This is a genomic window from Sphaerospermopsis torques-reginae ITEP-024, from assembly GCF_019598945.1.
Taxonomy (GTDB): Bacteria; Cyanobacteriota; Cyanobacteriia; order Cyanobacteriales; family Nostocaceae; genus Sphaerospermopsis.
In genome coordinates this window covers 1,312,966-1,327,899 of the sequence record NZ_CP080598.1, presented here as the reverse complement: position 1 = coordinate 1,327,899, position 14,934 = coordinate 1,312,966, and the positions used below count along the sequence as shown (strand labels likewise).

Below are 14,934 nucleotides of genomic sequence, written 5' to 3'. Positions count from 1 at the left end.
AGGATTTTGGATTTTGGATTTTGGATTGTTTTTGTCAATTCCAATCTAAAATCTAAAATCTAAAATCTAAAATTTTCTTCCCCAGTCAACAGTCACCAGTCACCAGTCACCGATTAAGCTAAACCAACAACTGTAATTAACATATCTATGAATTTAATAGCAATAAATGGAGCAATCACCCCACCTAAGCCATAAAGAAAAAGATTGCGTTGCAGAAGTTGATTAGCAGTCAAAGGTCGAAATTTGACACCCTTCAATGCTAAAGGAATCAAAACCGGAATAATCAAAGCATTATAAATCAGTGCCGACAATACCGCTGAATTAACACTGGTTAACTTCATAATATTCAAGCTTTGTAAATTAGCAGCGGCAAAAATTACCGGGATAATGGCAAAATATTTAGCAATATCATTAGCAATGGAAAATGTCGTCAATGCCCCACGAGTAATCAATAATTGTTTACCAATACTGACGATATCAATAAGTTTGGTAGGATCAGAATCCAAATCCACCATATTAGCAGCTTCCTTAGCAGCTTGAGTCCCTGTATTCATGGCTACACCAACATTAGCCTGTGCCAAAGCAGGAGCGTCATTAGTTCCATCTCCTGTCATGGCCACCAATTTACCTTCTGCTTGTTCCCCTTGAATGACGCTGATTTTATCTTCTGGTGTAGCTTCGGCGATAAATTCATCTACTCCCGCTTCTTTAGCAATAACATAGGCAGTGATGCGGTTATCTCCAGTTAACATCACGGTACGCACTCCCATGCGCCGCAGTTGCTCAAAACGTTCGCGGATACCGGGTTTAACAATATCTTTGAGATAAATCACCCCATAGATTTCATTATCGAGACAAACAGCTAAAGGCGTACCTCCTTGATGAGAAACTTCCTCATAAGCAGTATCTAATTCTGGGGTTTCCCGTCCATTGCGAGAACGAACAAAGCCTTTAATTGCTCCCACCGCACCTTTTCGCGCCTCATGTCCACCAGGAAAGTTAGTACCACTCATGCGGGTTTTGGCGGAAAATTCTATTCCTTGGGCTTGTTTGCGGTCTACATCAAATTTTGCGCCAAATTTTTCTGCTAGTCGGACAATAGACCGACCTTCTGGAGTATCGTCAAAGATACTAGCTGCTAAAGCCACATTAGCAATTTCCACCATTGAGTGACCGTTGATGGGGATAAAAGCTTCTGCTAATCGGTTTCCCAGAGTGATTGTACCTGTTTTATCCAAAACTAAAGTATTGATATCTCCACAGGCTTCCACTGCCCGTCCTGAAGTAGCAATAATGTTAAATTGGGCGACTCTATCCATACCTGCAATACCAATAGCACTAAGTAAACTGCCAATTGTAGTAGGGATAAGTGCTACCAACAGGGCAATTAATACGGTAACGCTAACGGGACTGTTGACATAATAGGCAAAGGCGGGCAGGGTTGCGACCACAAATAAAAAGGCTAGGGTCAGCACTGACAGCAAAATGGTTAAAGCAATTTCATTAGGTGTTTTAGTGCGTTCTGCCCCTTCTACTAAGTTGATCATCCGGTCAATAAATCCTTTACCGGGGTCAGCAGTAATACGGATGATTAACTCATCGGAGATGATGCGCGTACCACCAGTAACAGAACTGGCAACATCTGAACCTGATTCTTTAAGGACTGGTGCAGATTCACCGGTAATGGCTGATTCATCAACAGAAGCGACACCCAATATTACTTCCCCATCTGCGGGGATGATATCACCGGCAACAACGTAGACGGTATCACCTTTTTTAAGGTCAGTAGAAGGGATTTCTGTGATTGTGCCATCAACGACAATTTTTTTGGCGATGGTTTCTGAACGGGTAGATCGTAAAGCATCAGCTTGGGCTTTACCTCTTCCTTGTGCCAATGCTTCGGCGAAATTGGCAAAAAGCACAGTGAAAAATAAGATAATTGTGACTAAACCGTTGAAAAGCTGGGGGTTTTTCTGGGTGACGGGTCCAAATATGGGGGGATAAATTGTGGCGGCTAGGGTAATGATTGTTCCCAACCACACCAAAAACATGATGGGATTTTTAATGGCATATTGGGGATGTAACTTAACAAAGGCATCTCTAATTGCCCTGATGTAGAGTCCTTTGGTACTAATTCGCCGTGTTTTTTTACGTTTGAGACGGCGATCGCTAGGACGGGGACGAGAAGATTTAGGTCTTGGGGTAGTTGCAGCAGAGTTCATAGGAAGAGGTGACAGGTGACTGGTGACTGGTGACAGAAAGAAGGCAAGAGGCAAGAGGCAAAAGTCAAGAGTTGAAAAAATAATTCTTTCTCCTGACTCCTGACTCCTGACTCCTGACTCCTAACTTCCAGATGCTAATTTTAAACCTTCGGCGACTGGACCAAGGGCTAAAACTGGGAAGAAGGTGAGGACGGCTAAAATGATGGTGACAAAAGCTGTAACGGTGGTAAATAGTAACGAGTCGGTTCTGAGAGTACCACGAGTTTGGGGAACTGTCGCTTTACGAGACATACTATCAGCTAAAAGCAAGATGGCAATCATGGGAATGTAACGCCCTGCTAATATGCTGAAACTGCTACTCAAGTTCCACCATAAAGTGTTGTCTTTCAACCCCTCTAGGCCAGAACCATTGTTAGCTGCCGCTGATGCGTATTCATAAACTACTTGGGAAATACCGTGAAAGCCGGGGTTACTGATTCCTGATAGGGAAATGGGATAAGCTAGGGCGATCGCACTAGGCACTAATACCATGATCGGGTGGATCAGTAGGACGACGCTGGCCAGAAATATTTCCCGTTGTTCTATTTTGCGTCCTAAAAATTCGGGGGTGCGTCCTACCATTAACCCAGTTATAAAGACGGTCAGGATCAGATAAATAAATAGGTAGGCTGTTCCTGTTCCTTGTCCTCCCCAAATTATCTGTACAAATAAATTGAATAAGCTAGAAAATATACCTTGGGGCATTAAGGAATCGTGCATTCCGTTAATTGCACCAGTCATGGTAGCGGTGGTTGTTACTGCCCATAATGCTGTTTCTGCCCAGCCAAATCTTACTTCTTTGCCCTCTAAATTTGGTAGTTCTGTGTTTAATGCTTGGTTAATAATGGGATTTCCTTGTAGTTCACCCACTGCTGTAACCCAAATCATAACTATATATATGATAAACACCATCCAAAACAGTAACCAAGTTTGTTTTTTGTTGTTAGCAAATACGCCGTAGGTATAAATTAAGGATGAGGGAATTGCTATCATGGCGATGATTTCTAATAAATTAGATGCGCCATTGGGATTTTCAAAGGGATGGGCAGAGTTAGCTGCAAAAAATCCACCACCGTTTTCTCCCAATAGTTTAATAATTTCAAAGGATGCAACTGGTCCTCTAGCTATGTACTGAGTTCCTCCATCTAGGGTTTGGACTGCTAAAGTGCCTTCTAATGTTTGCGGTACACCTAAAGCCAGGAGAGCGATCGCCCCAATAATTGAAAGGGGCAACAATATCCTGGTAATGGCACGGGTAATATCAACGTAAAAATTCCCTAATTTTCTACCTGTTAACCCCCGAATAAATGCTATTCCTACTGCTAAACCTGTTGCTGCTGAGGTAAACATTAAAAACCCTAAAGCTGCTGTTTGGCTAAAATGGCTTAATGTTGTTTCCCCTGTGTAATGTTGCTGATCTGTGTTAGTTAAAAATGATATTGTAGTATGTAGCACTATATCCCATCTGGGCATTCCCAAACCGTTGGGATTCCAAGGCAGTATTCCCTGAAAAGAGATGAGCAAACACACAGAAATACCCATGATCAGGTTACTGGATATTACAGCCCGGATATACTGCCATGCTGTCATTTCTTCTTTTTCACCAACACCTCCCAATAGATAGAACATTCTCTCTATCGGGTTCATGATGGGATCAAGTATTGTGCTTTCTCCCAAAAAAACACGGGCTATGTATTGTCCCAATCGTGGTGTGATAGCTATGACAATACATAGGGTTAACGCAATTTGTAAAAAACCTTGTCCCATTTATTTATTACTCGATTACACTGAAGTTATAGCCAGTCAATTTTGAAAAATAATACCTAAACTACTGGTAAATTTGATTGCTAAGATTGGATGATGTCTTAATATCACCTCAATTTATCAATCTTGTTGCACTCGTTTCTGGATGTTTGTTGAATTTGTATTTAAGAATATTTCAATTTTATTCTTAATCATCTATTTTGCTGGTTAGAGTTATCTATTTATACATTAGATTCCGCAAGTTTATGCTTTCAATCATACAAAAACTCATAACGAAGGCAGGAGGGAGAAGATAGGAGTCCTTTTTTGTAACAGAGATTTATACCCCACTCCCACAAATTTTCGCCTTTAAAGGCATTAGCGTAGCGGTACGAAGTCCGGTTTTAGACCTAATTGTTTCGATCATAATTTTATTACATACTCATTGGTTTATAGTATAGGATTACACTTGTCAATATATTTGCTGCTAACCGTAGAGGTTAGCTGATGATTATATTCTATATTTCAGAATTTTGGTGAAAATGATGAGTTGTGCAATATATTGCCAGATTAGATATGTTAGCACACAGAGATTTTCAATAAAAATATACTGGTTTTTACTTATACTATTATTGATTTTTGATTTTACATTATCTTGACTCGTGAATTCTTATTGGAGGACTAATTAACTGTTTTTGTAAACCTACGGTAACAGCAGTCTGGCGATCGTCAACTCCCAATTTATGTAAAATTGCATGAACATGAACCCTCACAGTACCAGTGGTAATATACAGAATTTCCGCTATTTGATGATTAGTTTTTCCTGCTGCTAAAAGTTGGAGAATTTCTATTTCTCGATGGGTGAGAGGATTGAGAGTTTTAACGTTATGTTCTGAAGATAAATGAGCAGAATTTAAAGTCAAGGAAGAACGAATTTCTTGAGTTGCTATTTCATCCCACCAAGATGCACCAGCAGCGACAGAACGGAGAGCTAAAATCAATGTAATTGATTAGTTAATAATTTAAGTTGTAAATTTCTCATTTTGCACCTAACTGAAATCACGACATTAATTTACATTTTATAGAAAAACGATCCCTTTTACTTCTGACTCCTGACTTCTGCTGTAGCGTTTAGATTTTAACTAAACACCCTAAACAATGATATATACCTGGCAATAAACACATAAATAGAAAAAATAAACATTTTTTATATCCTTGTATCCCTTGTTTTCTACCTCAAAATCAATAATCATATAAATTCATCAAGCCCAGATCACGGGAGTATCCCAAATGTGTAAGTTTATTGTTTTGGAATCTTGAAATTACTACTTGATACGATTGAACCGCAAAGAACGCAAAGGACACAAAGGTAAGAAGGTTTAAGAGAGTTTTTAGTATCGCTGTGTTCATTTTTTTAATTGGGATGCTCCCCAGATCACAGCTATTTAATTTAGTCTTTAAGGAGTTTTAATCATTCATGATACAAGGTTTATTACAAATAGCATTGACATTAATAATTGTTATTGCCACCACGCCCTTACTAGGAAAATATATTGCTTGTGTTTTTCTAGGACAAAGAACATTATTAGACAAGGTATTAAATCCCATAGACAGAATAATTTACAAATTAATTGGAGTCAATATTGAAGATGAAATGACGGGTTGGCAATATGCAAAAGCCATACTTTCTAGCAATCTGGTCATGGCAATTTTGGTATTTTGTATATTCATGATTCAAGGATTTTTACCACTTAATCCTACAGGACTAAAAACACCGAGTTGGGATTTAGCATTACACACTACTATTTCGTTTTTAACTAATACAGATCAACAACATTACTCTGGAGAAACAACCTTTAGTTATGCCAGTCAAACCTTTGCTATTGGTTTTTTAATGTTCACCTCAGCCGCTACAGGTTTAGCTGTAGGAATTGCCTTTATTCGCGGTTTAACTGGTAGAAAATTAGGTAATTTTTATATTGATTTAACCAAATCAATTACCCGAATTTTATTACCTATGTCTGTGGTGGGGGGATTATTATTAATTATGTCTGGTGTACCGGAAACTCTAGCAGGAGTAGCAACAGCAACAACATTAGAAGGAGCAACACAAGCTATAGCTCGCGGACCAGTTGCCCATTTTGAAATTATCAAACAAATTGGCGAAAATGGCGGTGGTTTTTTTGGTGTTAACTCAGCCCACCCATTTGAAAATCCCAATGGTTTTTCTAACTTATTAGAAACTTGGGCAATGATTTCTATTCCCTCAGCTTTGATTTACACCTATGGGGTATTTGCTAATAATATCAAACAAGCATGGTTAGTATATTCGATGGTATTTATTATCTTTGTTTTCCTAGTAGGAATAACAGCTATTGGTGAATATCAAGGAAATCCTCTTGTTAATTCCCTCTTAGGTTCACAACAACCTAATTTAGAAGGAAAAGAAGTAAGATTTGGTTGGGCGCAAACAGCAATTTGGGCAGTGATGACAACAGCAACAATGTGTGGCGCAGTTAACGGAATGCTAGATTCATTTATGCCTACGGGGGGATTTTCCACCCTTTCTAATCTGTTTTTACAAATTATTTGGGGAGGACAGGGAACAGGTACAGCCTACTTATTTATCTACTTAATTTTAGCAGTATTCCTAACAGGATTAATGGTAGGAAGAACACCAGAATTTTTAGGGCGAAAAATTGAAAAACAAGAAATAGTTTTATCTAGTGTAGTTTTATTAGTTCATCCTTTCGCTGTTTTGATTCCTTGGGCAATAGTTTTTGCCTTTCCTGATCAGCTTTCAGGTATTAATAACCCAGGATTTCATGGCGTTTCTCAAGTAGTTTATGAATACGCTTCTGCTGCTGCAAATAATGGTTCTGGTTTTGAAGGTTTGGCAGATAATACTCTGTGGTGGAATCTTAGCACCAGTGTCAGTATTTTAGTCGGTCGTTATATTCCCATTATCGCATTATTGTTATTAGCAGATGGTATTTCTAGAAAACAACCAGTACCCATAACCGCAGGTACTTTGAGAACTGACACTGCTTTATTTACTGGAGTTACAGGGGGAGTAATTTTAATTCTAGGGGCGTTAACTTTCTTTCCGGTATTAGTTTTGGGTCCGATTGCTGAATGGTTTTTACTTGCTAAATAAACTTCAGATCCCCGACTTCTGAGAAAAAATCAGAATTTATAGAAAAGATTTAATCAAGAAGTCGGGGATCTTAACCTCACTAATAAAAAAGATATGAAAATTACAAAAACTCGACAACAACGTAAACATACACCCAAAATTAAAAGTTCTGGGCTGTATTCTAGGGCATTTACACAAGCATTTGTTAAATTAAACCCCCGCCATCTAATCAAAAATCCCGTGATGTTTTTGGTGTGGGTGGGGACAATTATTACAGCTTTAGTGACTATTGAACCTAATCTTTTTGGTGTTACATCTGGGAATAATCCGCGATTTTTTAATGGTTTAATTACCTTGATTTTGTTCTTTACTCTTATTTTTGCCAATTTTGCAGAAGCAGTTGCAGAAGGTAGAGGAAAAGCTCAAGCTGATTCTTTAAGAGCGACAAAATCAGATGTTACAGCTAAAAAACTTCTCCCTGATGGTTCTATTCAAGAAGTTAATTCTACTACTTTGCGTCGTGGCGACCAAATTAAAGTTATCGCTGGTGATGTGATCCCCGCAGACGGAGAAGTAATTTCTGGAGTAGCTTCTGTAGATGAATCTGCTATTACTGGAGAATCTGCACCAGTATTAAAACAACCGGGAACAGATATTGCTAGTTCTGTCACCGGAGGAACACGCATTATTTCTGATGAATTAATCATTAAAGTTACATCAGATCCGGGACAAAGTTTTATTGATCGAATGATTTCTTTAGTTGAGGGTGCAGCGAGAACTAAAACCCCTAATGAAATTGCTTTAACTGTGCTTTTAGCAGTTTTAACTCAGGTTTTTTTAGTGGTAATTGCCACTTTACCAACTGTGTCAGTTTATGTTAAATCACCTGTGAGTATTGCGGTATTAATTGCTTTATTAGTGGCGTTAATTCCTACCACAATTGGCGGTTTATTGAGTGCTATTGGTATCGCCGGTATGGATAGAGTCGCTCAATTTAACGTCATAGCCACATCTGGTAGGGCTGTAGAAGCCTGTGGAGATATTAATACTTTGGTTTTAGATAAAACGGGAACTATTACTTTAGGAAACCGCATGGCTGAAGAATTTATTCCGGTCAAAGATCATTCTTTAGATGAAGTTGCAAAAATTTGTTTAGCATCCAGTATTTTTGATGAAACTCCTGAAGGAAAATCTATTGTTAAATTAGCAGAATCATTAGGAGCAAAATTAGATTTTAACCCCCAAACTGCGGAGGGTATAGAATTTTCTGCTAAAACGCGAATGAGTGGCATTAATTTACCCAATGGTGTGGAAATTCGCAAAGGTGCTGTAGATGCAATTAAAGGATTTGTGCGTTCTCGGAATGGACAATTCACACCAGAACTTGATGCTGCTTATGAGCGAGTTTCTAAGTTAGGTGGTACACCTTTAGCAGTTTGTCAAAATGATGAGATTTACGGTGTAATTTATCTCAAAGATATTATCAAACCAGGGATTAAAGAACGATTTGCCCAAATGCGAAGAATGGGTATTAAAACTATAATGTTAACAGGAGATAACCGCCTTACAGCTTCAGTTATTGCCCAAGAAGCAGGGGTAGATGATTTTATTGCCGAAGCAACTCCAGAGGATAAAATTGAAGTAATTCGCGCTGAACAAGCTCAAGGAAAATTAGTTGCTATGACTGGAGATGGTACTAATGATGCACCAGCTTTAGCTCAAGCAAATGTGGGTGTAGCGATGAATTCTGGTACACAAGCGGCAAAGGAAGCTGCTAATATGGTAGACTTAGATTCTGATCCCACAAAATTAATTGATATCGTGACTATTGGCAAACAATTACTCATTACTCGTGGAGCTTTAACCACTTTTTCTATTGCTAATGATGTCGCTAAATACTTTGCAATTATTCCGGCAATTTTCCCTGGTATTGGTGTGAGTGGATTAAATATTATGGGTTTAGCTAGTACCCAATCTGCTGTTTTATCAGCTTTAATTTACAATGCTTTAATTATTCCGGATTTGATTCCTTTAGCATTAACTGGTGTGAAATTTCGTCCTTTAACTGCTGACCAACTTTTGCAAAGAAATATCTTTATTTATGGTTTGGGTGGTGTGCTTGCTCCTTTTATCGCTATCAAAATTATTGATGTTTTAATTGTGTCTGTGGGTTTAGCTTAATCAATTTTAGAATTTTAGATTTTGGATTTTAGAATTATGGAATATTTACAAATGGCATTTTCTAAAGGTCATCGTCTTCCTCTGATTTTGTTTTTACTGCTTTGCGTTAATGTATTATTAGCTCCAGCAGTTCAAGCAGCGATACCTGGAACAGAATCACGTTTTTCTGCTTACACAATTACTTTATTAGGACTTGTTACTCTCTGTCTTTGTGTTTATTTGTTTGTTGTGATTTTTCAACCTGAGAGGTTTTAATTACTAATTTGTAATTCGTAGGTTGGGTTAAGCGATAGCGCAACCCAACAAAAACTTTAATATTTTTGAAATGGAGAGATTTTAATATGAGTCAGAGACACCAAATTAGTAAAGCTATTCGTTCAACTTTAGTTTTATGGGTGATAACAACCTTTATCTATCCCTTATTTATGTTAATTTCAGGACAGGTTGCTTTTTCTTTTCAAGCAAATGGCAGTTTAATTACAAATTCCCAAGGTGTGGTGATTGGTTCTGCTTTGATTGGTCAACCTTTTACCAGTGAAAAGTATTTTTGGAGTCGTCCTAGCACTACTAACTATAGCACCACAAACCCGAAAAATGATGAAGCTGGAATTTTGAAAACTGGTGTATCTGGTGCTAGTAATTTAGCTCCTAGTAATCCCGCATTGTTAGCAAGAATTAATGGTAATGAAGGTGAAATTAATAAACTAAGAAAAGCAGAAATTCAACCAACGGCTGATTTAGTTTATACTTCTGGTTCTAGTCTTGATCCTCACATTACTCCTGAAAGTGCAAAGGTGCAAATTTCACGCATTGCTAAAGCAAGAGGAATTGAATCACAGCAACTAGAAATTTTAATTTCTCAAAACACAGATAGGCGTTTTTTGGGTATATTTGGTGAACCTGGAATGAATGTTTTAAAATTGAATCTTGCATTAGATAAAATCAGGTAATTATTAGGAAATTAACTCATGTTTTATTCTTCTACTCGCTCCCCTGATAGTTCTTATATCCGTCCTGCTCGTCGAGGGAAACATAAAATTTTTATTGGTATGGCTCCCGGTGTGGGTAAAACTTATAAAATGCTAGAGGAAGCACATCAACTGAAACAAGAGGGGATTGATGTTGTTATTGGCATTTTAGAAACTCATGGACGCAAAGAAACTGCTCTCAAAGCTGAAGGATTAGAAGTAATTACCAGAAAATCCATTATTAAACAGAATATCAAACTGCTAGAAATGGACACGGAGGCAATTTTAGAACGCTCTCCCCAACTGGTGTTAATTGACGAATTAGCACATACAAATATACCGGGTTCTGATAGAGAAAAACGCTATCAAGATGTGGCAGTAATTTTAGAATCTGGCATAGATGTTTACTCGACTTTAAATATTCAACATTTGGAAAGTTTAAATGATTTGGTGGCAAGAATAACAGGTGTTGTAGTGCGAGAACGCATTCCAGATCGGGTGCTGGATGAAGCAGATGAGGTGGTTGTAATTGATGTGACTCCAGAGACTTTGGAAGAGCGTTTGCTTGAAGGAAAAATCTATGCTGCTAACAAAATTGAGCAATCTTTAGAAAACTTTTTTCAGCGTCGAAATTTGATTGCTTTGCGGGAATTAGCATTAAGAGAAGTAGCAGATACAGTGGAGGAGGAAGCAAATACTTCAACTGTTGTTGGACAAATTTATAATATTCATGAACGAGTTTTAGTTTGTATATCTACTTATCCTAATTCTCTACAATTATTACGCCGTGGGGCGCGACTTGCCAATTATATGAATGCCCCACTTTATGCTGTATTTATAGCTGATCCTGAAAGATTTCTCACTAAACAAGAAAGTTTACACATAGATACTTGTGAAAAACTTTGTCGAGAGTTTGGTGGTGAGTTTCTGCACGTTAAAAGTAGTAATGTTCCTAAAGAAATAGCTCAGGTTGCTGCTACCCATCACATTACACAAATCGTTATTGGTGAAAGTCAACAACCCAGATGGAAAAGATTTATTAAAGGTTCTTTTACTCAGCGATTAATGGATTTAATTAGAGATAAAAAAATAGATTTGCACATTATCGCTACTGAAAAATAGAAGATTAATAGCAATTAAAGCAGAGGCAGATCCTCTGAATAGCATTCCCAGTCAGAGACTGGGAACGAGATCATCTGTTTTAATTACATGATATTGATGGGATCAACATCAATTGTTAAGCTGACTGAGGCAGAATTACTAATCTTTCTGATTTCTTCCCAATCTGGTAAATTAGGCAGTGCATCAGGGGCAAATTTTAATAATATTTGCCAGCGATAACGATTAGCTACTCGTAATATACTAGCTGGTGCTGGTCCTAATATCTCTAATCCTTCTTGTTCGCTAAAATTTGTCGCTATTAGTTGGGCTGTATTTTCCACTTTTATGGGATCAGAACTACTCAAACGCAATAATATTAATCTGCCATAGGGGGGATAATTAAGTGCTTCTCTTTGTTCTAATTCTGCATCACAAAAAGATTGATAATCATGGGTTTTCACCGCTTCAATAACTGGATGTTCTGGGGTGTAGGTTTGAATAATTACTCTACCTGGATCTTCTCCTCTTCCCGCCCTTCCTGCAACTTGGGTTAAGGTTTGAAAAGCTCTTTCACTAGCGCGATAATCTGATAAATGTAGTAACCCATCAGCCGCAACTACTCCTACTAGGGTAACTTGGGGTAAGTCTAAACCTTTAGTTAACATTTGTGTACCCACTAATAAGTCAGCTTCACCGTTGGCAAATTGGCTGATCAGGCTGCGATGTGCGCCTTTTTTGCGGGTGGTGTCGCTATCAAAACGAATTGGTTTAATGTGGGGAAATTGGCGTTGTAGTTCCTGGGTTACTCTTTGAGTACCACTACCAAAGAATTTGAGGTAGGGTGAACTACATTGAGGACAGTGTTTAGGGTGTGGTTGACCATAATTACAATAATGACATTTTAATAACTGGGGTGCGCCTTCTTCTACATGATGATAAGCTAGGGAAACATCACAGTTTGGACATTCCAGCACATAACCACAGCTACGACAGGAAACAAAGGTGCTATGTCCCCGACGATGAATAAATAATATTCCTTGTTGTTTTCTTTCTTTTAATTCTTCTAAAGCTTGTTGTAGGGATCTACTAAATATTGATCTATTTCCTTCTTTCAACTCTTGACGCATATCCACTATTTCTATAGGTGGTAGGGGTTTGGAGTTGATGCGTTCAGGAAGGGAGAGGTATTGGTGATTGGTGATTGGTGATTGGTGATTGGTGATTGGGTTATTGATCTCCCCTTGTTCTCTGCTTTCTTTGATACTTACCCAACTTTCAAGGGAGGGGGTAGCTGATCCCAGAATTAAAGGACAATTTTCTAATTCTGCACGCCATTGGGCTACTGTGCGGGCGTGGTAGGTGGGGATGGGTGAGTCTTGTTTAAAGCTGCTGTCGTGTTCTTCGTCGAGGATGATTAATCCTAAGTTGGGTAATGGGGAAAAAATGGCGCTGCGTGTTCCTATGACTACTTGCGGTTCTCCGGTAAACATTTGTCGCCAGGTGTCGTAGCGTTCACCGTCGGAAAGGGCGCTGTGATAAACTTGCACTTTGTTACCAAAACGGGCGCGAAATCTGTCTGTGAGTTGGGGTGTGAGGCCAATTTCTGGGACTAATACTAATGCTGATTTTCCTTGGTTGAGGAGGGGGGCGATCGCCTGTAGGTAAACTTCGGTTTTTCCTGAACCTGTTACCCCATGTAATAAAATTTGTGCAAATCCATTTAATGATTTGATGCTTTCTAAAGCATTAGTTTGGGCTGGTGTTAATAATTTGGCTTGATCCCCGGCTATTTTGGGTCCTTGTTCTCTGCGTAATTTTTCCCTTTCTTCAATGACAATACAACCTTTTTGTTCTAATCCTCTTAAAGTTGGTAGTGTAGTTTGACATATCTCTACACACTCTGTCACCCATAATTCACCACCATGATCTCCCAGTATTTTCAATATTTCTTGTTGCCTTTGAGAGAGATTCATGTATCTTCCATGATCAACTAGCGTTACTGCTAGTTTCATCTGTGGTTTAGATTGGGTGAATTTGAAATAGCTTTCTGCCCAGTTTCTATCTATTAATTGTTTTTTTGCCCAATAAAAACCTTTGACTTGACGTTTGAGGTATTGAAAACTGTAATCTCCATCTGGTTGCGATTCAAGTATTTTCAGGATTTCTTTGGCAGCTTGAGAACGTAAAAATTCGGCTGCACCATTGGGAATATTTTCTGGTTTTAGTCGTAAACGACTTTGCGATCGCCCTAATAATCCTGGTGGTAATGCTACCCGAATGACTTGAATTAATGGTGTGTAGTAATAAGCGGCGATGCGATTCAGTAATTCCCAATAAGTCCTAGAGAAAAATTCTTTGCTGACTACATCTTGTACTTCCCGAATTTTCTCTAGTCCTAAATTTGCTGGTGGTTGGGATAATAAACGAATCGCTATTCCTCCTACCTGTTGCGCTCCAATGGGAACTGTTAAAATGTCCCCTGGTTTAATATCTAAATGTTCTGGTATCTTATAAATCAATAGGTCTTTGTTAGCTATTTCATCAACTAATAATTCCTGTTCTGGTATTACATCATTTAATAAGTCTTTTTCTACTGTTTCATCATTTGCTACATTCTCTTCTGGTGTCTTATTTGTCTTTGGCGCTAAAGGTTTTGACAAATCTACCAATACTTCAATCCAAGGATAAAGATTTGTTTTGGACTGATATGATGATCCTGGTTCAGCAACTACGAGAGAAGATAAACTTACATCCTGAATATACATACTTTTTGGCTTTTTAAATAGATATTTGCTCACCCAAATGGATAAAATTAACCTGGATTACTTAACTGTAACTTTTTAAGTTTACTACAAGTAAACTGTATTTGGCAATACTTTTATTACTCTGGAGACTTGATAATTTTAATTAGGTGTAATCTACTAGACAAATTAATTTCTACAGTATGTGCAATAAATATTTGATGCTAACTACACAAATGGCAGTATCTTAGATATTAATGGCAAGTATTCAGCCGTCAGCTTTCAGCTTTAAACGCTAAAATACAAAGAACAATAACAAATGCACAGAGTGTAAATTTCCTCAATTAATGCTGCTAAATCTTTGTTTTTTCTGTTATAAGCTGATTACTGATTACTGATTACTGATTACTGATAGCTGAATGCTTACTACAAGAGCTATCTAGATTATAGGTGTAAGCTGATTACTAATTACTGATTACTGATTACTGATAGCTAAATGCTTACTATTAATGATTTTTTTTTATCTACTAAATAAGCAGTAGAGATTTTCCACCTATTGATAGATATTCAATAGTTTTTGTATATGAGATGCTTTTATGCAATCAAGATTGTCCGGATTTTAAGCTAAGATTTTTGTAATTTAGATCATTTGGGAAGCTTTAACTTTCTAACTGTAAATCCAACAAAACTTCATGAAAATACATGAAAATTTAACGTATAGGGTCTTTAGATGGAATTTTTATATTTGTTAAGCTGGAGAATGTTTGAGGGGGGTTTGACATATTTGGTGATGAAGAAAAAAA

The 14,934-nt window shown here is 37.8% G+C and carries 8 protein-coding genes and 1 pseudogene; 5 read left to right on the top strand and 4 right to left on the bottom strand.

The features are described from left to right. Positions 1-113: 113 nt before the first annotated feature. The 3 genes and pseudogenes from kdpB (K2F26_RS06070) to K2F26_RS06060 form a co-directional block, all read right to left on the bottom strand. Positions 114-2,222: a potassium-transporting ATPase subunit KdpB gene (kdpB, locus tag K2F26_RS06070; protein WP_220610751.1), complete on the bottom strand. Its 2,109-nt coding sequence runs from the start codon at positions 2,220-2,222 to the stop codon at positions 114-116. A gap of 120 nt (positions 2,223-2,342) precedes the next feature. Then, positions 2,343-4,028 (bottom strand): potassium-transporting ATPase subunit KdpA, encoded by a 1,686-nt coding sequence (gene kdpA / locus K2F26_RS06065; protein WP_220610750.1) that lies wholly within the window; start codon positions 4,026-4,028, stop codon positions 2,343-2,345. A gap of 626 nt (positions 4,029-4,654) precedes the next feature. After that, positions 4,655-5,005 (bottom strand): annotated as a pseudogene (locus tag K2F26_RS06060) (helix-turn-helix domain-containing protein); the annotation flags it as partial. Between the two features lie 476 nt (positions 5,006-5,481). On the opposite strand from K2F26_RS06060, the gene kdpA (K2F26_RS06055) reads away from it, so the two are divergent. From kdpA (K2F26_RS06055) to K2F26_RS06035, 5 genes are all read left to right on the top strand, one after another. Next, complete coding sequence (gene kdpA, locus K2F26_RS06055; RefSeq protein WP_220610749.1) at positions 5,482-7,161, top strand: potassium-transporting ATPase subunit KdpA; 1,680 nt, start codon at positions 5,482-5,484, stop codon at positions 7,159-7,161. A 93-nt stretch (positions 7,162-7,254) separates the two neighbouring features. Continuing rightward, positions 7,255-9,321 (top strand): potassium-transporting ATPase subunit KdpB, encoded by a 2,067-nt coding sequence (gene kdpB / locus K2F26_RS06050; protein ID WP_220610748.1) that lies wholly within the window; start codon positions 7,255-7,257, stop codon positions 9,319-9,321. Positions 9,322-9,357: 36 nt separating this feature from the next. Next, entirely contained in the window at positions 9,358-9,576 is a 219-nt protein-coding gene (kdpF, locus tag K2F26_RS06045) for a K(+)-transporting ATPase subunit F (RefSeq protein ID WP_246605533.1), read from the top strand. A gap of 86 nt (positions 9,577-9,662) precedes the next feature. Then, on the top strand, positions 9,663-10,271 hold the full coding sequence (kdpC, locus tag K2F26_RS06040) for a K(+)-transporting ATPase subunit C (protein ID WP_220610747.1): 609 nt from the start codon (positions 9,663-9,665) through the stop codon (positions 10,269-10,271). Positions 10,272-10,289: 18 nt separating this feature from the next. Continuing rightward, positions 10,290-11,411 (top strand): sensor protein KdpD, encoded by a 1,122-nt coding sequence (locus tag K2F26_RS06035; RefSeq protein ID WP_220610746.1) that lies wholly within the window; start codon positions 10,290-10,292, stop codon positions 11,409-11,411. Positions 11,412-11,494: 83 nt separating this feature from the next. Here the strand turns inward: K2F26_RS06035 and priA are convergent, their stop codons facing one another. Further along, a complete protein-coding gene (gene priA / locus K2F26_RS06030; protein ID WP_220610745.1) occupies positions 11,495-14,155 on the bottom strand; it encodes a primosomal protein N' in 2,661 nt (886 codons plus the stop codon). Positions 14,156-14,934 lie beyond the last annotated feature (779 nt).